The organism is Caulobacter sp. GW822-FHT07D08, assembly GCF_058798735.1.
On sequence record NZ_JBXAKU010000020.1, the window covers coordinates 13,881 to 36,270 of the forward strand.

Here is a 22,390-nt window from a genome sequence, read left to right on the forward strand (position 1 = left end):
TCGATGATCGACGTCCAGCCCTCGCTGTTCGACCTGCCGCTGGCGCCGAAGACGCCGCTGCCCGCGGGTTTCCGCTATCAAGCCGAGCTGATCAGCGCCGCCGAGGAGCGCGAGCTCGTGGCCAGCTTCCAGGACCTGCCGTTCAAGCCCTATGAGCACCTGGGCTACTTCGGCAATCGCCGGATCGCCGGTTTTGGCTGGCGCCAGGACGAGGCCGGCCGGATGGTCGAGACCGGCGAGCCCATCCCCGATGTGCTCTTGCCGCTGCTGGCCAAGGTCGCGGCCTTCACCGGCTTGGACCAGGCCACCTTCCGCCATGCCCTGGTGACCGAATATTCACCGGGCGCGGGGATCGGCTGGCACCGCGACCGGCCGCCGGCCGTGGCCATCGCCGGGGTCTCGCTCGTCTCGCCCTGCCACTTTCGTTTGCGGCGCAAGGCCGGCGATCGTTGGGACCGCGCCACCATCCTGGCACAGCCGCGCTCGGCCTATCTGATGAGCGGACCGGCGCGCAGCGATTGGCAGCACTCCATCCCGGCGGTCGAGGCCATGCGCTATTCGGTGACCTTCCGAACGGTTCGGCGTTAGCCCGCGCCACCGGGGCCGTCGCTCTGGCGCGGAACGCTGGCGGCCCGCCGACGGTTGTCCTGGCGTGCGGATCGCGACCTACAACATCAACAACGTGCTGAGCCGTTTCGACCCTCTGCTCGAATGGCTCGACGACGCCCAGCCCGATGTCGTTTGCCTCCAGGAGCTGAAAACCGAGCAGGGCCGCTTCCCCGCCCAAGCGCTCGAACAGATGGGCTATGGCGCGGTGTGGAAGGGCCAGCGGACCTGGAATGGGGTGGCGATCCTGGCGCGGGGCATGACCCCGGTCCTGACCCGCACCGCCCTGCCCCGCGACCCAGACCCTTCGCAGGCCCGCTACATCGAAGCGGCGGTCAACGGCGTGCTGGTCGGCTGTCTCTACCTGCCCAACGGCAATCCGCTTCCTGGTCCCAAGTTCGACTACAAGCTGGCCTGGTTCGAGGCGCTGAACGCCCACGCCCACGCCCTGCTGGACACCGGCGCGCCCGTGGTGTTGGCCGGCGACTACAACGTCGTCCCGACCGAGGCCGACCTCTACCCCAACCACTCCTATGGCGGCGACGCCCTGTTGCGCCCCGAAAGCCGCGCGGCCTTCCAGCGTTTGCTGGATCAAGGCTGGACCGACGCCCTGCGCGCCGCGCATCCGAACGCCGCGCCATGGACCTATTGGTCCTATCTGCGAGAACGCTGGCCCAAGGACAAAGGCTTGCGGATCGATCACCTCCTGCTGTCGCCGGAGCTGGCCGACCAGCTCCAAGAGGCCGGAGTCGACCGCTGGGTCCGAGGCCTCGATCACGCCAGCGACCACGCCCCGACCTGGATCCAGCTCGACCGATGAAGGCCTCGCCCCTCGTCACGCCGGATGGCCGCTACATCGTGGTGCGCGGAAGGTTGTGGCGGACCAGCAATCCCCGCCTAACGCCGCACCGCCGCCAAGCCCTGGTTGACGCCTTGATGGACGCCCGCCGCGCCGTGCGGACGGCCCTGACGAGCGGCGATCCCGCCGCCCTCGCCCAGGCCCGCGCCGCCGTCGACGCCGCCAAGGTCAGCCTGGGGGAACGCGGTCCGGTCTGGTGGGATGACGGCGCGCCCAATCTCAACCGTCACATGGCCAGAACCACGCCATACGCAGAATGGTTCGCGCGGCACGGTGACGCCTAGCGCCGCCGTGCGACCGGGCCTACCTTAGCGCCATGCCCTCGCGCCAACGCCCCACTGCTCGCCTCCTGACCCCCACCGGCTGGACCGGTGTATTCGTCGCCGCCTTGCTGGCGGCAGGCTTGGCCTTCGCCGCCCTGAGCGCCCTGCCCCGCGCCTAGCGCGTCCAGAACACATGGACCTGATCACGGCCGGTCTCGACCGTGAATACCTCGCCGTTCAGCCGCGCGTCGCGAGCCATGGCCTCGTAGTCGATATAGAGGCGCAGGCTCTCCGGAATGACCGTGGTTTCTTCGGTCAGCGCCTGAAGGCAGTCGGCCAGACTGGCGAAGACGCCGTGATACTGGTCGTCGAGCGCGTCAGCCGCCGCGCCCAGATCACCGCCGACCTCGGCGAGCACCAGGGCGCCGAGCCTGCCGCGCTCGCGCAGGAAGGTCGCGATTTCGACGACCCTGGCGATACTGGCGTACTCGGCGATCTCCACGCCGCCGAACCCCTCATAGTCATGAATCGCGAACTCCTCGGCCATCGGCTCGGGCGAGGCCGCCAGCATTTCCCGGATCGCGCCCCAGACCGCATCGACGTCGTCCGAGAGGTCGATCCAAGCGCCGTGCAACCGGCCGCCGTTATAGGCGGCTAGGCACGCGACATAGATACGGGGCTCAAGATCATCAACGGCTTGTCCCATGATCCTCATCCTTGAAGGCAGGGGTTCGACATCGAACCCTTGCCCGTCGGCGAGACCGGGGGTGCAAGCGGAGGGGCGGCTTCGCGGGGACCCGGCTGCAGGATGGCCAAAGGCCGGCCGAAGCTGGGCGGAAGACGATCCGAAGCGCGCTGGGGGCGGAGCCCCAAGGCCAGAGCCGCCAGGCGAAACATGCCCGAGATGATCGGGACCTTCTTCACTGGGCGATGCAATCGCGGCACCAACGCCTATATCCACGCGATCCACTTCCTTCGGATCGCGCCATGACCAAGCCCTTGAAGATCGACTTCGTCTCTGACGTCTCCTGCCCGTGGTGTGTGGTGGGGCTAGGCGGTCTGGAAACCGCGCTCGATCGGGTCGGCGATCTGGTGGACGTCAAGATCCAGTTCCAGCCGTTCGAGCTCAATCCGAACATGCCGCCTGAAGGCCAGAACATCGTCGAGCACGTGGCGCAAAAGTACGGCGCCACCCGCGAGCAGTCGGCGGCCAATCGCAAGGCCATCCACGACCGCGCCGCCTCGGTGGGCTTCACCATGGCTACCGACGAGAACAGCCGGATCTACAACACCTTCGACGCCCACCGCCTGCTGCACTGGGCTGGCATGGTCGGCGGTCAGAAGGCACTGAAGCGCGCCTTGTTCGACGCCTATTTCACAGACAACCAGAGCCCGGCCGAACATGAGGTGCTGGTGCGCGCGGCGATGAAGGCGGGCCTGGACCCGCACGAAGCCCTGGAAGTGCTGACGTCGGGCCGCTACGCCCAAGAAGTCCGCGACGCCGAACGCGCCTGGCAAGCGGCGGGCATAACCTCGGTGCCGGCCGTGGTCATCAACGACCGCTATCTGATCTCGGGCGGTCAGCCGGCTGAGTACTTCGAGCAGGCCCTGCGCCAGATCGCGGCCGAAGCCTGACCCTCGCCACACCGGGTGGCCGGACGTTCTCACGCGCTGGCCTGTCGGCGACCGTTCTCAGGCGCCCATCGACACCGATAGGATGGGCCCCGCGCCACCCCGCCGCAGTACTCGAACGTTGAGGGGTAGCCGGGACCGGCCTAGGTGCATGCCCCGACGCTAGCGGTGAAAAGAAGTCCGCCGCACCGTCTAGTAGCGCGGGAACTTCGAGAAGAGTTCACGCACCGCCGCGATGGTCGATTTGACGGTGTCGACAGTCCCGTCGGCCAGCCCCGCCTTGACCCAGGGGTATTCTGCGCCCTCGGCCAAAATGCTCTCGAAGCCCTTGCTCCGCTCGCGCCAGGTGAAGCGGCCATAGGGCGTCCAGAACCAATCCATGCCCCTGACACGGATGTGCTGGTAGGCCGCCTCGATCGCGACCAAAAGTTCGACCTCGTCAAACAGGTCCTCAAGCCCGGTCGCACTGACGGCAATGTCACTGATCTCGGCCTTGAGCCGCTCGAACATGAAGTCACTGGCCGGGGTCCGTTTGTTCTCGAACCCTTCCAGGATCTTCCATTCGACCGTCTCGTAAGACGTCAGCGGCAGCAGGGCGACGAAGGGCTTATCCTTGTCGTCATATCGGATCCGGGCGCGCATCACCTCCAAGGCCAACGTCCAGCGTTCCCCCGCCGCGCAGCCGACCAGGAACCAGTAGAAGCAAAAGCTGGCGCCCAATGCGCGCAAGGCGACAAAATAGGTGAACCCGCCACCCGACAGGTCGCGGAATTGCAGCTCGCGCAGGACGCGGATAACGGACTTCGCCGCCTCCTGAGTGCCCCAGCGTCCGGCGACCAGGCAGACGCGCCGCAGGATCTCGCACTGTCCCAAGAAGCGCCGGACCAGATCGTTCAGCGTCTCCGCCGTCGGGGTTCCGGGGGGATGGAAGTCCGGATCGGTGACGAACCGCCGAATTTTGGTGGCTTCGGCGGCGAGAAGCTCGGTCCATTCCAGCGCGAAGGCGTCATCGCGACAGTATCGCTTGGCCAGCGCCACGGCCATGGCCGCGCTGGTCGGATGCGGACGCCCCGCCGCAGCCAGGGCCTGGAGGGTGCTGTCCAGGCGCGTTAAGAAGCTGTCGGCGTCGGTGATCTGAAAGGATCGACCCTGGCGTTGGTCTATGAGGTCGGTGGCGAGCTCTGCCGGGTCGCCCCGCGCGGCCCAATAGAAAGGATAACGGCGGCTGGGCGCGCGTAGGATCGCGCTGCGCAGGGCCGCGTCCCATTCGCCCGACCAGCCCACGGCGACGAGGCCGAAGCGGTCGAACACCTCGTCCAGCAGGGCGTCCATGGCCGGTGAGTACGTTTCCAGCTCGACGTCGGTGTTCTTGATCCGGCTGTCGAGGTAGTCGCCGTGGACCTTGATCACCGTGCAGCGCGCATGGACGATCGGCACTGCCCCAGCCAGCGCGTCCTCGTGGGCGATCACCGTGGGCTCGACGCCGGCGTCGCGTAGGGCGTTCTCCAGCAATCGGTCGAAGTTGGTGGTGACCAAGACCCGCACGCGCCCGTCGGCGACGAGACGGGCGATGGCGTGATGAGCCTTGGTCGGTCGCCGCGCCTTGTCGTCGTCGGCCTGCGGTTCAAGATAGCGATGCAGGATGTCACGGCGCTCACTTTGGGTGGAGGCCAGGGCGTCGAGCAGTTCCGAATAGTTCGGCTCGCGGCCCGCCTCCTTGCGGTACCAGGCGACCACGTCGTCTTCGCTCTCGGCGCCTTTCACGGCGGCGTAGCGGCGCACTAGGTCCAACGTGATCTCCCAGCCGGTCGGGATGCCCGCCGCGCGCGAGAGCCCGGATCCGACCAGAAGCGCTAGGCTCCCCGGGCTATGATGGAGCGACAGGGCGAGGGCTTCGAAGGGGTCCAGGTCGAGCAAGGCGAATCCACTTGAAGGAGAGAGCGTTACAGTATCGCCCCTTCCCCTTGCGCCGCCAGCACGACAGTTTCGGACGCAGAACCGGTCTGCCCGCCGTCAAGAGATCCATCACGCGCCCGCCGACGCGACCTACTCTAGCTCGGTCTGGCCGCCGCGCATCCACACCATGGCCCAAAACTGCTGGCTCCAATCGGTCTGGTGGCCGTCGAGATAGGCCGAGCGTCCCAAGGCATCGCCGAAGCACGCGATCTGTTCTGCGAAGGCCGCATCGGTCGGATGCGACGCCAGCCACACCCGGCCAAGCAGGTACATCAGCAAGCCGTGAAAGAGCGTAATCCGCGTAGCCTTCTGAGGGTCGTAGACGCATGGCCCCAGCTCAAGCATGGCCAAGAATGGCTGGTCCGGCTGGTCGGTGTCATGAACGTGTCGCAGACCGGCTTGCCATTGGGCGAGGTCGCTCGAGTAGTGGGCGTAGGACTGCAGGGCACGCACAAACTGGCCCATAAACGTCGACCAGGGCTCGCTCCCGAGGCCCGTGCCGTAGGCTGGCCAGACCGCGCTCTCGAGCCACTGACGGAGGTCGCCTGGCCTAAGCTTGTCCTTATCCCAGAGCAGCAGCTTGGCCTCGACGTCGGCATGGCCCACAGACGCCCAGCTCGATGATGCCGATTGCCTCAACACATTGCCGGGTCAGGGACAGGGCGTTGGCGTGCATGCCGTCGCGATTGGCCTGATTGGCCAAGGTCAGGGTGTTGCCCACGAACCAAAGCGCCTGCATCGGGGCGAAGCGGACCTGGTCGACCATGGCCACGGCCGAGGTCGCCTCGGCCATGCGCGCCATGATCTGGGCCGTCAGGACCTCGGAAAGCTTGAACCATTCCGGGAAGGGGCGAGTGCGGGCGAGGTCAGTCCTCGTCATAGCCGAACCGCCCCATGGCCCGTTCGAGCCCGTCGAGGAACGCCCGGGCCGCGTCGCGGGTGAGCAGGACCGAATGGCCTGACCCCATGTTCAGATCACCAAGATCGCTGAACCGGATGTTGACGCCCTCGTGGCTGCTGACGGTGAAGATCTCCACCTGGCGCTTGAAGCCGGGCTTGGCGTCGGCCTCGCGATCGATGGTCGGCTCGACGGAGTCGTGGAAGATAATCGTGCCCATGGCGGCATCCTGAATCGCACGGTGAAGCTGCAAGGATGGCTTATCGCCACCCTGGTAGCAGCCTCGAAATGCAACAGGGACCGCTCGTCTTCATTCCTCGACGAAGAGGAACCGGAAATGTCCGAGCACGTGGGCCGCTAGGTCGTGATCGGGAAACCGCTGAACAGCGATCTTCCAAGTTGCCCTAGCCCTCTCCCAATCACCGCTGTTCCAGAACACACCGCCGAGGTTGAACCAGGCCAGGTCGTAGTCTGGATCCGCAGCGATGGCCTTCTCATAGGCTACGATCGCCTCGCTGGTGCGCCCCAGCCGCTCGTAGGCCGCCGCCAGCTGATGCCAGCTCTGAGCATCCGGCTGCAGAAGCTCGGCCTGTTCCTGAAGAAGTGGGAGACTTTCCTCGTGGCGTCCGAGGAAATTCAGCGCCGTTCCAAGGCAATAGCCGTAGTGACCGCCCTCGAGCTCGTACGCCTTGCGGTAGCACGCCTCGGCTTGCGTCCAATTTCCGTCGTCCTGAGCCCAATGCCCGAGGCGGTCCCATAGGAAGGCCGTTTCCTCTGCGCGCACATGCACGATGTCACGCTCGAAGCGGACCTTGAAGTTCTCGAACGCCTCAGCCAGGGCGCTATGGGATCTCAGATAGAACGCCGCCAACAAAGACTCGCGAACGCCGCTCGGATCGTTAGGGAAGGCTTTGAGATATCGCGCCCAGAAGGTGACAGCCAATCGCGCATTGTCCGTCGAGGCTCGGCCGAACATGGCGACCTGCTTGGCGCAAACCGGCCAAATCCAGGCCTCGGATTTGGCGTTGCTCAGGAGCTGATTGATCTCCCGAAAAGCGCCCTTGCCGTCCTCCAGACTGAAAAGGATGTTCACTCGCCAGCCCGAAACGGACTGCTGCTTGCCCAGTCGATTATCGGCGAACGCAATATGATCGAAGTGTTCGAGGGCTTTGGAGTATTCGCCGAGCCGATGTTGGTGACAGCCGAGCGCGAAATGGGCCTCGTTAAGGTTGGAATCTATTTCGAGCGCGCGCTCATAGTGCTTCAGGGCCTCCTCCCGCCGATCCAGGCGCTCAAGGCTCGATCCCAAGTTCTTGTGGCACTGTGCAGCCAGGGCGGCCGGGCCAGAATCCAGGAGCCGCAACGCCTCCTCGTACTCGGTCGCGGCCGCTTGCTCGTTGCCGAGCGCCGAATAGCCGTTGCCGATCGAGTAATGGAGCCCGCTGGCCTCAAATTGCCCGCGGCCCAACCTGGACCTCAGGAAGACGATCGCTTCAGACACCCTCTGCAGATCACGACTCTTGTCCGCCATTCCAAGATTGATCTCGGCCATATGGCAGAAGGTCATACCGGGATGGTCCGCGCCTAACACGGCGCTGAAACGATCGAAGGCGTCGCTGATGATACCCTCCGCGTCATCCTCGTAGAGATGTTGCAGTAGGGCGAGCGCATCTTCGCGATTGTCCGGAACCTGCAACTCTGGCGAGGTCCGACGCAAGACGTCGGGGATTTCGGCCAGCGGGACGGCCAGCTGCGCCGCGCGCTTGTTGCGCGCACCGACCGCAGCGGCCCTGGCAATATCCGCAAGGCCCTGCAAGCGCTCCTGGGTCAGGCCATCGCTGAACGTCACAGTGACGGACTTCTGGCCCGACCAGCCTCCACCGCCGTGCGTGTACTGGCGAAGGACAGATTCCGCAGGCCGGAAGAGCAGGCTACCCGTAGGGGCGTGAAAGCAGACATAGATCGCGTGCGGCTGCATGAGCAGGTAGTTCAGATTGACCCGCCGCACTGACACGCTCACCGAACCATCTCTGTTCAGCTCGCCTTCGGTCCCCTTGAGCTGGACGTGGACCGTTACGTTGGTGGCGTGGTCGGCGCCCACGACTTCGAGCCAGTAGTCGACGCCGTAGTCCTTTCGCGCCGAGCCTTGGATGATGAAAGCGCTTGAAGAGCCGATGGCCTGGCGGAAGGCCAAATCGGCGGCATCATCGAGGACGTGATTGCGATCGCGTCCAGGAAGATCGTTTAGCTCATCCATCTCAGCAGCCCACGGCGTCTTCAGCTAAGCCGGCGGCGGCTAAAAATCGTTCTTCATTTGCGACGATTTCAGCGCAAACCTCGTCAGGATGGCGCGGCGAGAACATGTGTTCCAAGGCATTTCGCCAAGTCAAAAAATTGTCGGCAGAGGCATTATCGTCCTTGAGCGGATAGTAGACCCCGTCGGGTTCCCCGTGCCTGTTATCCAGCACCAGCATGCGGGTTGGGCTGATCGGAAAGCTGATCATGCTCTCCGGGTCCTTCAGACCGCGGAATTGAAGCGACGGATGGGTCACGCTCACAGGATTGTCGGACGTGATGAACACCGGCTTCTCGGCGACCAGCATGACCATGCGCATCTTCAGCAACAACGGAGCCATGTCGCCCGCCGACCCGACATAGTCGTTCCAGGCCGCCTTCATGTTCTCGTCATCGGCGTCCCGGAACGCCGGCCAGTCGGAATGATCGACTTTCCGACGGACACCGCCGATCGTCATGGAGTCAGGCAGAGGCCCATCGCCATCGAATGCTTCGACGAAGCGGCGATGCATCTGCTTCCACTTCTCGAACTGGACGGGGTTTCGCACATAGGTCGTGGCGACGATCAGGGCGAGCATCTTGCGGATCGGCGGCCAGTCCAGGTCGATGTCCTGGTTGCAGAGCGCGGCCCAAATCGGCTCTCCGAACCACTTTTCGAGGTCGGCGAGCTTACGCTCCAAGGAATCGTTACGCGTTCCGCCCCCCTGCATCGGGGCATAGAGATGGAAGCGGACGGCGACCTTTTCGATCGACTTCAGCTCCGGCTCCCCGCTCGTACGGCCAAGCCGCCAGATCTTCTTACCCTCGGGGTCGGCCGCGAAGGCCTTGAGGTAGGATTGCGAGACCCAGTGGCATTTTTTCGTGACCTGCTGACGCATCTTCCCCCCTTCCCCAATCGATCTCACGCCGATGCGTCATTGTCGGACACATCCCTACTTCGGACATGCCGCACGTCGCCCACGCGGTCAGGAATCGATAGGCGGACCGCAGACAATCCAGCCGACCAAACGGCGCGATGCGCAAGTCTTCAGCCCGCAGGTAGCGTTGGCCTCACCCTCCCCGACCCTTTCGCCCACGCACAAACGCTCGGTCGCTGGCCATAAATTGATCCAGCATCGGCACGACCAGCCGAACGGGTTCTGCGACCTTGCCGCCGGTCTGGGCGGCGTGGGCCTGAGCATAGGCCACCAGATTGCGATAGGTCGCCGGTGGCACATCGAGCGTCATCTTGACCGGCGCCTCGTCCTCCAGCGGCCGCAGCTTCAGCTTGCTCATGGACGAGCTCCCACGCGGTAAGGCTCCAGAACCAAATCCTTGGTCAGCAGGACACGCAGCGGCGCGCCTGGACGGATCGTAAGGGTCGGGGCGCGATCGAGACTGCGGCCGACCACCTGGTCTCCGACATCGGACACCGCATCGGAGCCGCCGCGCCGGATCGCCCGAACCAGATCGGACTCATCGGTGGACGAGCCGCTTTCGGCCCCGATCGCCAGCAAGGTGCTCAAGCCCGCCGCGGCCAGGATCCGGCCGCTATGACGATCAACACCATCCTGCAGGCCCGCCATACCTTGAGCGTCGGCGGCCGGAATCTTGTCGAGGACGATCGATCGGCCAGACGGCAGGATCAGGCGCGTCCAGCTCACCCGCAGGCGGCTCTGACCGGCCTGGACTTCGGCCTGGTACTCACCGACCAAGCGCGCACCGGCTGGGATCAGGAGAAAGCCACCGCCCAGGCTGTCGTAGACGTCCTGAGTGACCTGGGCGATGGCCACACCCGGAGCATCAGACCGAAGGCCCGTCACCAAGGCGGCGGGGATCACCGCGCCGGCCTGGAGCACGTAGGGCGAGGCCGGAGCCTGGAGACGTTCAAGGCTCGTCGTGCGCGGATCATGTGGAGGGGTCGACGGGCTCGATGACGCGGTCGCCGGCGCCCCACCGCGCTCAGCGCGATCCGCAACGAAAAGTCCGCTCTGCCGTGCCGCGCGGCGGACCGCAGCACGGGCCTCGCGCTCTGGATCGACCGGCGCGACGGCGGCCGGAGGCGTGGTGGGCGCGGCGATCGGCGGCTCGCCCCCTGCCCCACCCGCCCGTTCCCCCCGCTGGGCGGCCAGGATCGGCCGGCCAAGGTCTCCCGGCAGCGGTGGCCCCAAGGCGGGAACCCCGGCCGGGCCGGTATAGCCCTTGGGCAAGGCGGTCACGCGCTCCGAGGGCGTTGCCACGGGCGTCGTGTCGGCGGCTTGCGGGGCCGCGCGCCGGTGTTCGAGCATCGACCAGCTGACTGCGCCGACCAGCCCGATCGAAACGATCGTCGCGGTGATGATCAGGGCCCGGCGTGAGATTCGGGCTACCGGAACCGGCGTGGCGCGCAGGCGCAGGGACTTAGCGATGGCCTCCTCGGCCTCGTTGCGCTCGCCGCTCATCGCGAGACCTCCGGCGCACCGGCCTGGCGGACGATCCTGACGCGCAAGGCCTGCCGTTTGATCCCGAGCCTCAGCTCGACGCGATCGAACAGGCGATCGAGCACGATCCGCCGATCTTCGATCCGATAGTTGATCAGCTCGCTGCTCTTGCCGTCGACGCCGAGCCGATAGAGCGGCGGCAGGTCATCCAGCACGACGCCGGGTCCGAACTCGACATAGGCGCGCTGGCCATCGTCGAAGACCGCGACGGGCCGCCAGATCGGATAATCGCCCTCGATGCGGTAGGCGCGGTTCACCCGCGAGAGGTCGAGCACGGTCCGCGCGGGCGGCGCCTCGACCAAAATCGGCGCCGGCGCCGGATAGCGCCACGAGACCTGGGCCTGCCAGGTGCGCGCCGAAGCGCGAAGCTCCAGATGGTAGGTGCGGCGATCGGTGTTGATCAGGAGATTGGTGGCGAGATCCGGCGCCGTCGGCTTGATCAGCACATGCACCCGACGCTCAACGCCAGCGCCGCTGGCGGTGTCGCCGATCACCCACCGCGCAGTGTCGCCGGCCGCGATCGCGCCTGCACCGACCAGGGTTTCGCCCGGCTCCAGGACGATGTCGGTGATGCGTCCCAGGGTGGCGACCACGGGAAAGACCGTCGTCGGAGCCCAGTCGAAGTGGGCCATGCCCGCTGGCGCGGCCAGCCGGGCATCGATCGCGATCGGTCCGGCCCAGGCGGCGGACGACAGGAGGAGGCAGGCCCAGCCTGCGGATGACGCCGGCCGGATCATGCGCCGAACTCCTTGGACCAGGACAAAGCGGTGACGAACACGCCCAGCGGATTGGCGCGCAGGCCCTCGGCGGTGCGCGGCGGCTTGATCGTCACGGAGAGGATGGCGGTCCAGCGGTCGGTGGCGACGAGCTGGCCGCCCTCGAAGCGCTGCTCGGTCCAGGCGAGACGGAAACTGTCAGGCGAAGCGCGGACCACGCTGGTCACCGCCACGGTCGTCTGGGTCTTGCCGACCTGGCTGAAAGGATCGGCGCGCCGGGCATGATCGGACAGGGCCGCCGCGCCCTCGGTCGAGGTGAAGTCGTAAGCCCTTAGCCAGGCCTGGCGCATCAGGACCGGATCGGTGGACACGGTGCGCACGTCGGTGATGAAGCGCGCCAGCGTCCAGGCGATCATGGCGTCGGTCGGCCGCGCGCCCTGGATGGCCGGCGCGGCGATCCGCGGCTCGCCGAGCTTGTCGACCTCGACGACCCAGGGGGTGACGCCACCGCGCAGTGACAGGGTGACAAGACCCGCCGACAGCCCACCGCTCAGCGCCAGAAGGCCGAGCGCCATCAGGCGCCAGTTGAAGGCCTGGACGCGGGCCGATCCGAGACGTTCGTCCCAGGCCTGTCCAGCGCGTTGGTAGGCCGTTTCCGGCGCTGGGGTCGCGCCGTAGCGCGCCGATCCCTTGAGCAGGCTCATGATCTATCCTCCGAAAGGCTGGGCGCCGCACCGGCGCTGTGGTCATGGCCGCTGCCGGCGGCGTGGACGGCCATGGCCGCGCCATGGGTCATGGTCTGGCGTTGCTCGAGATCGCGGGCCCAGGCGGGCTGCTCGGACGGATCGTCGGGCTTGGCCGGCGAACTTGCCCCCGCCGCCGCGCCACCGCCGCTCGGGCCGCCGGAGCCGCTGCCAGGTGGTGGCGAGGAGGCCGGGCCAGACGCGCCAGCCGTGCTGGCGCCACCCCCGCCGGATGGAGAACCGGGCGGCGGGCCGCCGGTCGGCGCGGCTCCGGCTGGCGGCGGGCGTCCGCCACTGCCGGCCGCGGCCGCAGCGCCGGCGCCGGAACTGGCGACACCGCTGGCGGCCATCTGGGCGGCGGCGGCCCCGGCCATGGCCATGCCCCCAACCACCAGGCCCGTGCCAACCGCAGCGCCGGCGCCCAGTTGAGGCGCGCCCGAAACCAGGCCCGAGGCGACGCCGGGCCCAAAGATCGACAGGCCCAGCAAGGTCAGGGCGGCCAGCGCCATGGCTAGGACCTCTTCCAAGGTCGGCTGACCGCCGGCGGCGCGGGTAAATTCGGAAAAGAGCGAGGAGCCGATGCCCACGACGATGGCCAACACCATGACCTTCACACCGCTGGCGATGACGTTGCCCAACACCTTCTCGGCGAGGAACGCGGTGCGGCCGAAGAGGCCGAAGGGTACGAGGACGAAACCGGCCAGTGTGACCAGCTTGAACTCGATCAGCACCACGAAGATCTGCACCGCGATGATGAAGAAGGCGACGATCACGAAGAGCGCCACCAGCAGCAGGACGACGATCTGGACGATGTTCTCGAAGAAGCCGGGAAAGCCGCCAAGCTCGGCGGCCGCTTCCAAGAGCGGCTTGCAGGAAGAGACGCCCAGCGCCGCCAGCCGCCCCGGCCGCAGGAAATCCTCGGCCGAGATCCCCGCGCCGGACGCCTTCAGGCCAAGGCCCGAGAAGCTCTTTAGGACCACCAGGGAGAGCGCCTGGAAGTTGCCGATCAGGAAGGCGAAGAACCCGACATAGAGGGTCTTCTTAATCAGGCGGGCCAGGACATCTTCGTTCGAGGCCCAGGCCCAGAAGAGCGCGGCCAGGGTAACGTCGATGGCCACCAAGGTGGTCGAGAGGAACGCCACCTCGCCGCCGAGCAATCCAAAGCCAGAGTCGAGGTAGCGGTTGAAGGTGTCGAAGAAGCGATCGATGACGCCGACGTCGCTCATGACGCGGCCCCATTGAAGAAGCGCTGCCGGGCCGAGGCCCAGGCCGCGCGACAGCGCGGGTCTTGTCCCCCGGCCTCGCCAAGCGTCTGGCACCGCGCCAGCTCAGGGTCTTTCGGCGCGACGATGGATCGCGCGGCCGATGAAGGCTGGGACGCCCCGCCCGCCAAGACAGCGGCGCCCAGTAGGATGATGAGTGCTGTCCCCCAGACGAGGGCTCGGGTCACGGCGTGCCTGCGCTCCCCGTGAACTTGGAGAAGCGGGCCTTGGCGTCGGCGCGCGCGGCGGCGCGGTCGGCCGCTTCCAGGGCCTGAGCCCGGCCTTGGGCCGCGCTGAGCGCCAAGAGGTCGGCCAGTTGCTGGGCTTGCAGGGCCAGGAGCTGGTTGCCAGCCTGGGCCGCCTGCAAGCCGCCGACGGCGCCCTGGCTCTGGCCGACCAGCGCCGCTAGCTGATCGCGACTGGCGCCCATCCCGCCGACCACGCCGGCCTGAACCTTGAGGGCGTCCTGGAACCCAGCCACCGCCGCGCCCCAGCGCGCATCGGCTCTCTGCGTCAGGGCCGCATCCGTCACCGACAGGTCGACCGTCCCGTACTGGGTGCGAAAGGCCTCGCGGATCGACTGGACATCGTAGGCCAGGCCCTGGGCCTGGCTCAGCAAATCGCGCGTGCGGTCGATCTGGGCCTGCAGCACGGCCAGTGACGAGTACGGCAGGCTCGCCAGGCTCTTGGCTTGGCCGATCAGCATCTGCGCCTCGTTCTGGAGGGAGCTGATCTGGTTGTTGATGCTCTGGAGCGTCCTAGCCGCGGTCAGGACGTTTTGGGCGTAGTTGCTCGGATCGAAGACCGTGAACTGGGCCCGCGCGACGGGGGCGACGGCCAGCAGGCCCACGCCCATAGCCGCCGCCAGTCGGCGACGTGAAAGGATCATGACGATGTCTCCGGAGAGGCCGACGCCGGGGCGGCCGATCCGCCCGGTAGGAGGGTGGCGGCCCAGGACAGGCGCTTGGCGCGCAGCCAGGCGGCGGCGAAACCGCGCTTTCCATGGCTCTTGAGCAGCTTGCCGATCAGGGCCTGGTCGGCTTTCGAGGAGGCCGCGCAAAAGGCCAGGGCCACAGGCCCCAGGCCAAGATCGAACAGGCGGTCCCCGACGCGCGATTGTAGGTAGTAGTCGCGGGCCGGCGTGGCCCGGGCCAGGATCTCAATCTGCCGGGCGTTGAGGCCAAAGCGCGCGTAGGCCTCGGCCCCTTGCGGCTCCAGGGCGCGCGGGTTGGGCAGGAAGATCCGGGTCGGGCAGCTTTCGATGACCGCCGCGGCGATAGCGCTGCCGGTGACGTCGGCCAGGGACTGGGTGGCGAAGACCACCGAAGCGTTTTTCTTGCGCAGTGTCTTCAGCCACTCGCGCAGTTGGGCGCCGAAGGCTGGGTCGTCGAGCGCCAGCCAGCCCTCATCGATCAGGATCAGGGTCGGGCGGCCATCGAGACGGCGACCGATGCGGTGGAAGAGATAGGCCAACACCGCCGGCGCGGCGGCGACGCGCGCCAGGCCTTCGGTTTCGAAGACCTGGACATCGCCCTCCCCCAAGCGCTCGCCCGCGCCATCCAGGAGCCGGCCATGCGGACCGCCCAGGATGAACGGAGCCAAGGCGGCCTTGAGGGGCGGATTGGCCAAGAGCGCGACCAGGCCCGTCAGGGTGCGCTCAGTGACCGGCGCTCCGGCCAGGCTCCCCAACGCCGCCCAGAGGTGCTCGCGCACGGCCGGGGTGATGGTCACGCCTTCTCGAGCCAGGATCGCCGCCAGCCACTCTGCGGCCCAGCCGCGCTCCTCGGGCTGATCGATCATCGCCAGCGGCTGCAGGCTCGGGGCCTTGCCGCCCTCGCCCGACAGGTCATGGAAGTCGCCCCCCATGCCGAGCACGGCCGCGCGACTGGAGGCGCCAAAATCGAAGGCGAAAACCTGAGCGCCGGGATAGCGCCGAAACGACAGGGCCAGCATGGCCAGCAGGACGCTCTTGCCCGCGCCGGTGGGCCCCACCACCAGGGTGTGGCCGACATCGTCGACATGGAGGCTCAGCCGAAACGGCGTGGAGCCAGCGGTCCGCGCAATCAGCAGCGGTGGCCCGTCGAGATGCCGGTTGCGTTCAGGGCCGGCCCAGACCGCCGACAGCGGGGCCAGATGCGCGAGGTTCAGGGTCGACAGCGGCGGCTGGCGCAGATTGGCGTAGGCGTGCCCTGGGATTGTTCCCAGCCAGGCCTCGACGGCGTTGACGCTCTCACGGATGACTGTCAGCTCGCGCCCCTGGATGACCTTTTCGACGAGGGCGAGCTTGGCGTCGGCCCGCGCGGCATCCTCGTCCCAGACCACGATGCTGGCGGTAACGTAGGCATAGCCGACGGCGTCGGCGCCGAGATCCTGAAGCGCGAGGTCGGCTTCGCCCGCCTTGTTGGCCGCGTCGTTGTCGACAAGCGCCGAGGGCTCCTGGGTCAGGGCTTCGCGCAGCAGCACCAGCACCGACTTGCGCTTGGCAAACCACTGGCGGCGGATCTTGGTCAGCAGGCCCGTGGCCAGGGTCTTGTCCAGGCACAGCGCCCGGGTCGACCAGCGATAGGCGAAGGCCAATCGGTTGAGGTCGTCCAGGAGCCCCGGCGTGGTCGCGGGCGGAAACCCGACCACGGTCAGCGTGCGCAGGTGCGCGCGGCCAAGGCGGGGTTCGAGACCCCCGGCGAGCGGCTCGGTCGCCAGAAGATTGTCGAGATAGATCGGCGTCTCGGGAACGGCTACGCGTTGGCGCGTCGTGGTGACCGCGCCATGCAAGACGCTCTGGGTCGCGGCGTCGTCCAGCCACGCCAGACCCGGCATCAGGCCATCGAGCAGCGCCAGGAAACGGTCGGTGCGATCGACGAACGCGGCCAGCTCGGCGCGCCAATCGACGTCCGCGCTGCTGCGTCCCTCGACGAAGAGCCCTTCAACCCGGCCGCGCTGCTCGGCCGGCGGCAGATAGCTGAGGGTCAGGAAGTAGCGGCTCTCGAAGTGCTCGCCGCTGCCCAGGAAGTCGGCGCGCCGCTCCTCCTCGACCAGGGCCGAGACCGGATCGGGAAACGCGCTCGTCGGGTAGGCCGCCGACGGGTCACGCCGGGCCTCGACGAAGATCGCCCAGCCCGACCCCAGACGCCGAAGCGCCCCATTCAGCCGCGCGGCGACGGCGGCGACTTCGGCGTCGGTCGAGCTGTCGAGATCGGGGCCGCGGAATTCGGCGGTGCGCTGGAAGGCGCCGTCCTTGTTGAGCACGACGCCGGGCGCGACCAGGGCCACCCACGGCAAGTAGTCGGCCAGGCGCACCGGCTGGCGGCGATATTCGCGAAGGTCGAGCATGGCTCAGACCTCCAGGTGGGCCGGCAGACGCACGTGGCGGCGACCGACGTCGAAGATCTGCGGGTCGTGGCGCGCGGCCCAGACGGCCAGTCCATGGCCGACCAGCCAGACGAGAAGCCCGACGATCCAGAGGCGCAGGCCAAGGCCCAGGGCCGCGGCCAGGGTGCCGTTGACCAGGGCGATCGCGCGCGGGGCGCCGGCCAGCAGCATCGGTTCGGTCAGGGCCCGATGGACGGGCGCGGCGAACCCCAAGGCGCGATCGCCGGCCATCAGACCAGCGCTCCGCCGCCGAACGAGAAGAATGACAGGAAGAAGGAGCTGGCGGCGAAGGCGATCGACAGGCCGAAGACGATCTGGATCAGCTTGCGCGAACCGCCGGAGGTCTCACCGAACGCCAGGGTCAGACCCGTGACGATGATGATGATCACCGCGATGATCTTGGCCACCGGTCCTTCGACCGACTCCAGGATCTGCTGCAGCGGCTCTTCCCAGGGCATGCCCGAACCGGCCGCCTGGGCTTGAGCGCTGACGAGCGCCAGGCCAAGCGTCGGACCAGCGACTATCCACGGCCCCCGCTTGGGAAGCCGATCGCGAAAGCGGCGCGCTCTGGGGGGCAGGCCGGGCGTCCGATGAGCAGGCATGGGGGCGCGCGGCAGGGCAAGGCTCGTGGACACGAGGCCATCTCCTTCAACAATATCGGGGTTTGGGGGGCTTAGAGTCTCAGGCGGGGCTGAGCTGATAGGCGCCGTCGGGGCCAAAGCCCTCCAGGCGGACAAGGTCGATCAAGCGTCGCTGTCGCCCGCGTCCGGCGAGCACGGCGATGACATCGATGGTTTCGGCGATCAGGCCGCGCGGCACGGTGACCACCGCTTCCTGGATCAGCTGCTCCAGGCGAAGGAGCGCGCCCAGGGCCGAGCCGGCGTGCAAGGTGCCCACACCGCCGGGGTGACCGGTGCCCCAGGCCTTGATCAGGTCGAGGGCTTCGGGACCGCGGACCTCGCCGATGATGATGCGGTCGGGCCGAAGGCGCAGGGACGAGCGAACGAGGTCGGTGAGGCTGGCCACGCCGTCGCGGGTCCGCAGGGCCACCTGATTGACGGCCGCGCACTGCAGCTCGCGCAGGTCCTCCAACAGGATGACGCGGTCGCCGCCCATGGCGATCTCGGCTAGGAGTGCGTTGACCAGAGTGGTCTTGCCGCTCGACGTCGGCCCCGCCACCAGGATATTGGCCCGGTCTCTTACCGCGACGGCCAGCACCTGCCCTTCCCGCTCGGTCATGATCCCGGCGCGGACATAGTCGTCCAGCCGGGAGACCAGGCTGGCGGGTTTGCGAATCGAGAAGGTCGGGGCGGCCGCAAGGGGCGGCATCAGGCCCTCGAAGCGCTCACCCGTGCCGGGGAGCTCGGCCGACAGCCGCGGCTGTTCGGCATGGATCTCGGCGGCCACGTGGTGGGCGACCAGCCGCAGGATCCGTTCGGCGTCATCGGCCGAAACCGACAGGCCCGCATCGACCAGACCCGCATCGAAACGGTCGAGCCACACCCGGCCATCGGGATTGAGCATGACCTCGGCCACGCCGGGATCTTCGAGCCGCGCCAGGAGCAGCGGTCCAAGTGCGGTGCGCAGCATTTGGCGGCTGCGGTCGCGCCCGGCTTGGGTTTCGGAAAGGTCCACGTCGGATCCCCGTTGCTTACGGGGATGAGTAAGAAGACCTGCAAATCGCCGATCTCAACAGCCAAATCGCCTGATCGGGCCCTGGCGTACAAAGACAGGCAAACGGCGGGATCAGTCCGTCCGGCCTAAGCCGAAAGAGCGCGCCCAGCCGCCACACCGACCGCTCGTCCGCGCGGCGCGGCGCTCCGATGCGCGAAGGACCAGGCGTCCGCGAGCAGATCCACCGCCACCGCCTCGTCGATCGCAGCCAGCTGCATCAGAACGATACCCGCCTTGCGCCGACGGCCCGGTTCGGGCGCCAAGCCAGGGCTCAGCGAAAGCGCCCAAGCCTGGCGAGATGAAGCCACCTTGACGACCGCCCAGCCCGCCGCCGGCCAACCCAACGTCGCGAACGCCTTGCCGCCGACGCGAAACTGCACGGTTTCGAGGATCGGCTTGGCCTGGACGCTCGGGCCAAAGCTCATCGCCAGCGCTGAAAATTCGTCAGGGGTCATCGGATCCTCGTTGGCGGCGGGATCAAAGTCCGAGTCGCCATTCCAAGGCAAAGTCGGGTCAATCGACGTCAAAGTCGGTCGTGCACCATAACCAGACATTGGCTTCCCGCCGGAAACCCGACCTAATCGTGTTACTCTAGGCCACCGGTGCAGACCTCGTGGACGCAACCGCGAAGCCAACGGTGCGCGGCGTCGCCATCCGTCCGAGGATGCCACAGCAGGGACACCATGAACCCAGGCAATGGGACCGGCAGCGGAAACCAGAACATGCCGGCTCGCAGCGCGCGGGTATGGCGTTCGGGGACGGTGGCGATCAGATCAGATCCCCGTGCGAGGGCCAGCGCCGCTGCGAAGCCGCCGGCCTCGGCGGCGATGTCCCTCACCACGCCGGACGCCGCCAGCCAGGCGTCGATCGGCGGCTTTTCGGAGCCCTGCAGCACGACGTCGACGTGACGCCAGGCGCCATAATCCGCCGAACTCACCGGTCCAAGGCTCAGCGGGTGCCCGAGCCGCGCGACGCCCACATAGTGATCCTCGAACAGCCCCTGGGCCCGAACCTCTGGTCCAATCGTTAGCTCGACAACGCCGGTCTCCAGATCGACGCTGCCATCGCGCAGCGGCGTGCTGTCCTTGTCGAGCTTGGCGATAAAACGGAGCCGCACGTTCGGAGCCTGTTCGGACACCCGTGACACCAGCTCGGCCCCAAAGTTCTCCACGAAGCCTTCGCGCGCGCGAAGGGTGAAGGTGCGGGCCAGGTGGGCTAAATCGAGCCGCTCCACCGGGCGCAGCACCGCCGCAGCCTGGCCAACCAGCTGACCGACGTTCTCGCGCAGCGCCAGCGCTCGGGGCGTTGGCACCAAGCAGCGGCCGGCCCGGACAAGCAGTTGATCGCCGGTTGTCTCGCGCAGCCGCGCAAGGGTCCGGCTCATCGCCGAAGGGCTGAGCTGCAGGCGCTTGGCCGCCCGCGCGACGCTGCCCTCCACAAGCAGGACATCCAGGGCCACGAGCAGATTGAGGTCGGGTGTCGACATCGGTCGAGCCTAGCACGACCTCGCTTCTGATATGGCGTTAAACGCACGAATGAAGTGCAAATGGTGCGCGTTCCGCCCCATCGAGCTCACGGCTATGTCTCGGTCAGAACCGAAGGAGACAGCCGTGACCAAGACCGCCTTGGAAGCGTTCATCGACAACGTCCGATCCGACTGGGGGCCGTTGACCAGCGACCTCGTCGCCGCGTGCAGCCGTCATTTGACGGCGCTGCTCCAATCGCCGGTGACCGAAGCGTGGTTGGCGGATCTGCATGCGGAGCCGCCGCTCAGCAAGGCGCTGTATCGCGATCCCGATCACGGCTTCATGCTGCTGGCCCACGCCGAGCCCGCGGGCCTCTACCGGCCGCCGCACGACCACGGCCGCAGCTGGGTGATCTATGGCGTCCAGCGCGGCCAAAGCGAGATGGGGACCTATGGGCGCCTGGACAGCACCAACAGGACGCCGCGCTTGGTCAAGCGCAACACCACTCTGGTCCAACCCGGCCAGGTGCAGGTCTATCTGCCAGGAGACATTCACGACACGCGCTGCACGAGCGGTCCGGCCCTGCTGTTCCGCTTCACCGAACGCGACCTGAAGGTTGAGGACACCGAAGAGCACAGGATTACGCGCTACGAGAAACGGAACGGCGCGTGGACGCTGGGCGCACCATGACCGCGCGCTCCGTCCAGGCGATCGCCGCGGTGCTGGCGGCCACGATGCTGGTGGTTCTGGATGCAGCGATCGCTAACCTGGCCCTGCCGTCGATCGGCCAAGCCTTGCAGGTGTCGCCTGCGAGGTCTGTCCTAGTGATGACCGCCTACCAGCTGGCGCTGGTGATGGCGCTTCTCCCTTGCGCCGCCCTCGGGGAGAGCCTCGGCTTTCGGCGGGTCTTCACCGCAGGAGTAGCGCTCTTCACGGCGGCTTCGGCGCTCTGCGCCGCCGCGCCGTCCCTATCCTGGCTTGTGGCGGCGCGATTTCTTCAGGGGCTCGGTGGCGCGGCGGCGATGGCTCTGGGCGTCGCCCTGCTGCGCCAAGTCGTGCCGCCTCACCGCTTCGGGGCTGCCATCGGCTGGAATGCGCTGACTGTCGCACTCGCCACGGCGACCGGTCCCTCCTTGGGCGCGGTGATCCTCTCGGCAGCAAGCTGGCCCTGGCTGTTCGCCCTGAACCTACCGATCGGCGCCGCGGCGCTCTTGGCCACCCGCGCCCTGCCCCGCTCACCTGGCTCCTTGCGACCGCTGGATCTCGTCAGCATCGTTCTCAACGGCTGTGTCTTCGCCGGCTTGGTCGTCGGCGTGGACCTGCTGGCGACCCGTCCGCACCTTTCCATCGTCTTGTTGCTCGGCGCCGGGGCTGCGCTAGCCCTGCTGGTGCGTCGCGAAGCCCCCAAGGCGTTGCCCCTCGTCCCACTGGACCTGTTGCGCGTGCGTTCCATAAGCCTCTCGGCGACCGCCTCGGTGTGCCTGTTCACCGGCCAGACAGCGGCCCTGGTGGCGCTGCCTTTCTACCTGCAGCACGGCCTGGGCCTCAGCGCATTGCAGACGGCGCTCTGCATCACCCCCTGGTCATTGACGGTGGCGATCGCCGCGCCGGTCGCTGGCCATCTGTCCGACCGTGTCTCGACCGCCTGGCTCTGCGCCTTGGGCGGCGGCGTTCTCGCCCTGGCCCTTTGCGCGATGGCGATCTGGGCCACGAGCGCGCCCCGGATCCTGGTTCCCTGCGTCATGCTGTGCGGCCTGGGCTTTGGCCTGTTTCAGGCGCCCAACAACCGCAATCTGTTCCTGGGCGCACCTCCGGAACGTAGCGGGGCGGCCGGCGGCCTGCAGGGAACGGCCCGTCTGACCGGCCAGACCGCCGGCGCGGTGCTCATGACGGCGCTCTTCACCGCTACCTCCGTCGACCTTGCGCCGAGACTCGGCTTGGGGATCGGGGCGGCACTTGCCTTGACCGCTGGGGTCGTCAGCACCCTGCGCGCCGGACGCGAGGCTTTGTCCATCGCGCCGTCCACGCCCCTATGATCGTCGGTCTGGCGCCAGGAGCGGAAGTCGGCTCCGCTCCAGCTCTCCGGACTTTCAGCTCCGGCCGCTATTGGAAAAGCCGCCTCCAAGCCGACGATAAGGTCTTCGACAATATCCCTGGGGATTGCTGTCCGCAGGGTCTCGCCTTGGGCCACC

General features: G+C 67.5%; 26 protein-coding genes. 6 read left to right on the plus strand and 20 right to left on the minus strand.

The annotated features are described in order from the left end of the window. The first annotated feature begins 3 nt into the window (after window positions 1–3). The 3 genes from AC1RJ9_RS24275 (at window position 4) to AC1RJ9_RS24285 (ending at window position 1,749) form a co-directional block, all read left to right on the plus strand. Complete coding sequence (locus AC1RJ9_RS24275) at window positions 4–588, plus strand: alpha-ketoglutarate-dependent dioxygenase AlkB (RefSeq protein ID WP_492840768.1); 585 nt, start codon at window positions 4–6, stop codon at window positions 586–588. Window positions 589–652: 64 nt separating this feature from the next. Continuing rightward, window positions 653–1,426, plus strand: a complete 774-nt coding sequence (locus tag AC1RJ9_RS24280) for an exodeoxyribonuclease III (RefSeq protein WP_492840766.1) — start codon at window positions 653–655, stop codon at window positions 1,424–1,426. Continuing rightward, entirely contained in the window at window positions 1,423–1,749 is a 327-nt protein-coding gene (locus AC1RJ9_RS24285; RefSeq protein ID WP_492840764.1) for a hypothetical protein, read from the plus strand. The genes AC1RJ9_RS24280 and AC1RJ9_RS24285 overlap by 4 nt, the downstream gene beginning before the upstream one ends. A gap of 154 nt (window positions 1,750–1,903) precedes the next feature. On the opposite strand, the gene AC1RJ9_RS24290 is transcribed toward AC1RJ9_RS24285, so the two are convergent. Next, window positions 1,904–2,434, minus strand: a complete 531-nt coding sequence (locus AC1RJ9_RS24290) for an antirestriction protein ArdA (RefSeq protein WP_492840763.1) — start codon at window positions 2,432–2,434, stop codon at window positions 1,904–1,906. 281 nt (window positions 2,435–2,715) lie between these two features. Between AC1RJ9_RS24290 and AC1RJ9_RS24295 the strand changes: the two genes are divergently transcribed. Beyond that, window positions 2,716–3,363, plus strand: a complete 648-nt coding sequence (locus tag AC1RJ9_RS24295) for a DsbA family oxidoreductase (protein WP_492840761.1) — start codon at window positions 2,716–2,718, stop codon at window positions 3,361–3,363. A gap of 189 nt (window positions 3,364–3,552) precedes the next feature. Here AC1RJ9_RS24295 and AC1RJ9_RS24300 read toward each other — a convergent pair whose 3' ends face one another. The 19 genes from AC1RJ9_RS24300 to AC1RJ9_RS24390 form a co-directional block, all read right to left on the minus strand. Then, on the minus strand, window positions 3,553–5,277 hold the full coding sequence (locus AC1RJ9_RS24300) for an SIR2 family protein (protein ID WP_492840759.1): 1,725 nt from the start codon (window positions 5,275–5,277) through the stop codon (window positions 3,553–3,555). 129 nt (window positions 5,278–5,406) lie between these two features. After that, window positions 5,407–5,922: a hypothetical protein gene (locus AC1RJ9_RS24305; RefSeq protein WP_492840757.1), complete on the minus strand. Its 516-nt coding sequence runs from the start codon at window positions 5,920–5,922 to the stop codon at window positions 5,407–5,409. Beyond that, window positions 5,879–6,196, minus strand: coding sequence for a hypothetical protein (locus AC1RJ9_RS24310; RefSeq protein ID WP_492840755.1), 318 nt, complete (start codon window positions 6,194–6,196; stop codon window positions 5,879–5,881). The genes AC1RJ9_RS24305 and AC1RJ9_RS24310 overlap by 44 nt, the downstream gene beginning before the upstream one ends. Beyond that, window positions 6,183–6,434, minus strand: a complete 252-nt coding sequence (locus tag AC1RJ9_RS24315) for a hypothetical protein (RefSeq protein ID WP_492840753.1) — start codon at window positions 6,432–6,434, stop codon at window positions 6,183–6,185. The genes AC1RJ9_RS24310 and AC1RJ9_RS24315 overlap by 14 nt, the downstream gene beginning before the upstream one ends. Window positions 6,435–6,524: 90 nt before the next feature. Further along, window positions 6,525–8,471, minus strand: a complete 1,947-nt coding sequence (locus AC1RJ9_RS24320; RefSeq protein WP_492840751.1) for a DUF4365 domain-containing protein — start codon at window positions 8,469–8,471, stop codon at window positions 6,525–6,527. Between the two features lies 1 nt (window position 8,472). Beyond that, window positions 8,473–9,387, minus strand: a complete 915-nt coding sequence (locus AC1RJ9_RS24325) for a DUF4238 domain-containing protein (protein WP_492840749.1) — start codon at window positions 9,385–9,387, stop codon at window positions 8,473–8,475. A gap of 172 nt (window positions 9,388–9,559) precedes the next feature. After that, window positions 9,560–9,784, minus strand: coding sequence for a DUF2274 domain-containing protein (locus tag AC1RJ9_RS24330; protein WP_492840747.1), 225 nt, complete (start codon window positions 9,782–9,784; stop codon window positions 9,560–9,562). Continuing rightward, entirely contained in the window at window positions 9,781–10,929 is a 1,149-nt protein-coding gene (locus tag AC1RJ9_RS24335; protein WP_492840745.1) for a TraB/TrbI/VirB10 family type IV secretion system protein, read from the minus strand. The genes AC1RJ9_RS24330 and AC1RJ9_RS24335 overlap by 4 nt, the downstream gene beginning before the upstream one ends. After that, window positions 10,926–11,705, minus strand: a complete 780-nt coding sequence (gene trbG, locus AC1RJ9_RS24340; protein ID WP_492840743.1) for a P-type conjugative transfer protein TrbG — start codon at window positions 11,703–11,705, stop codon at window positions 10,926–10,928. Before trbG ends, AC1RJ9_RS24335 begins: the two co-directional genes overlap by 4 nt. Further along, window positions 11,702–12,388 (minus strand): conjugal transfer protein TrbF, encoded by a 687-nt coding sequence (trbF, locus tag AC1RJ9_RS24345; protein WP_492840741.1) that lies wholly within the window; start codon window positions 12,386–12,388, stop codon window positions 11,702–11,704. The genes trbG and trbF overlap by 4 nt, the downstream gene beginning before the upstream one ends. Next, window positions 12,385–13,653, minus strand: a complete 1,269-nt coding sequence (trbL, locus tag AC1RJ9_RS24350) for a P-type conjugative transfer protein TrbL (RefSeq protein ID WP_492840739.1) — start codon at window positions 13,651–13,653, stop codon at window positions 12,385–12,387. Before trbL ends, trbF begins: the two co-directional genes overlap by 4 nt. Then, on the minus strand, window positions 13,650–13,877 hold the full coding sequence (gene trbK-alt, locus AC1RJ9_RS24355; RefSeq protein ID WP_492840737.1) for a putative entry exclusion protein TrbK-alt: 228 nt from the start codon (window positions 13,875–13,877) through the stop codon (window positions 13,650–13,652). Before trbK-alt ends, trbL begins: the two co-directional genes overlap by 4 nt. Further along, window positions 13,874–14,578, minus strand: coding sequence for a P-type conjugative transfer protein TrbJ (gene trbJ, locus AC1RJ9_RS24360; protein ID WP_492840735.1), 705 nt, complete (start codon window positions 14,576–14,578; stop codon window positions 13,874–13,876). The genes trbK-alt and trbJ overlap by 4 nt, the downstream gene beginning before the upstream one ends. Further along, entirely contained in the window at window positions 14,575–17,019 is a 2,445-nt protein-coding gene (gene trbE, locus AC1RJ9_RS24365) for a conjugal transfer protein TrbE (RefSeq protein WP_492840733.1), read from the minus strand. The genes trbJ and trbE overlap by 4 nt, the downstream gene beginning before the upstream one ends. 3 nt (window positions 17,020–17,022) lie before the next feature. After that, window positions 17,023–17,289 (minus strand): VirB3 family type IV secretion system protein, encoded by a 267-nt coding sequence (locus tag AC1RJ9_RS24370; RefSeq protein WP_343699212.1) that lies wholly within the window; start codon window positions 17,287–17,289, stop codon window positions 17,023–17,025. Then, entirely contained in the window at window positions 17,289–17,693 is a 405-nt protein-coding gene (locus AC1RJ9_RS24375) for a TrbC/VirB2 family type IV secretion system protein (protein ID WP_492840731.1), read from the minus strand. Before AC1RJ9_RS24375 ends, AC1RJ9_RS24370 begins: the two co-directional genes overlap by 1 nt. Window positions 17,694–17,739: 46 nt before the next feature. Next, window positions 17,740–18,648: a P-type conjugative transfer ATPase TrbB gene (trbB, locus tag AC1RJ9_RS24380; protein WP_492840794.1), complete on the minus strand. Its 909-nt coding sequence runs from the start codon at window positions 18,646–18,648 to the stop codon at window positions 17,740–17,742. Between the two features lie 170 nt (window positions 18,649–18,818). Next, complete coding sequence (locus AC1RJ9_RS24385) at window positions 18,819–19,187, minus strand: hypothetical protein (RefSeq protein ID WP_492840729.1); 369 nt, start codon at window positions 19,185–19,187, stop codon at window positions 18,819–18,821. Between the two features lie 131 nt (window positions 19,188–19,318). Beyond that, the gene (locus AC1RJ9_RS24390; RefSeq protein WP_492840727.1) at window positions 19,319–20,218 is read right to left on the minus strand and encodes a LysR family transcriptional regulator; all 900 of its coding nucleotides are present in this window, start codon (window positions 20,216–20,218) and stop codon (window positions 19,319–19,321) included. A 124-nt stretch (window positions 20,219–20,342) separates the two neighbouring features. Between AC1RJ9_RS24390 and AC1RJ9_RS24395 the strand changes: the two genes are divergently transcribed. Together AC1RJ9_RS24395 and AC1RJ9_RS24400 are read left to right on the plus strand one after the other, a co-directional pair. Then, window positions 20,343–20,888, plus strand: coding sequence for a hypothetical protein (locus AC1RJ9_RS24395; protein WP_492840725.1), 546 nt, complete (start codon window positions 20,343–20,345; stop codon window positions 20,886–20,888). After that, complete coding sequence (locus AC1RJ9_RS24400; protein WP_492840723.1) at window positions 20,885–22,234, plus strand: MFS transporter; 1,350 nt, start codon at window positions 20,885–20,887, stop codon at window positions 22,232–22,234. The genes AC1RJ9_RS24395 and AC1RJ9_RS24400 overlap by 4 nt, the downstream gene beginning before the upstream one ends. Window positions 22,235–22,390: the final 156 nt, after the last annotated feature.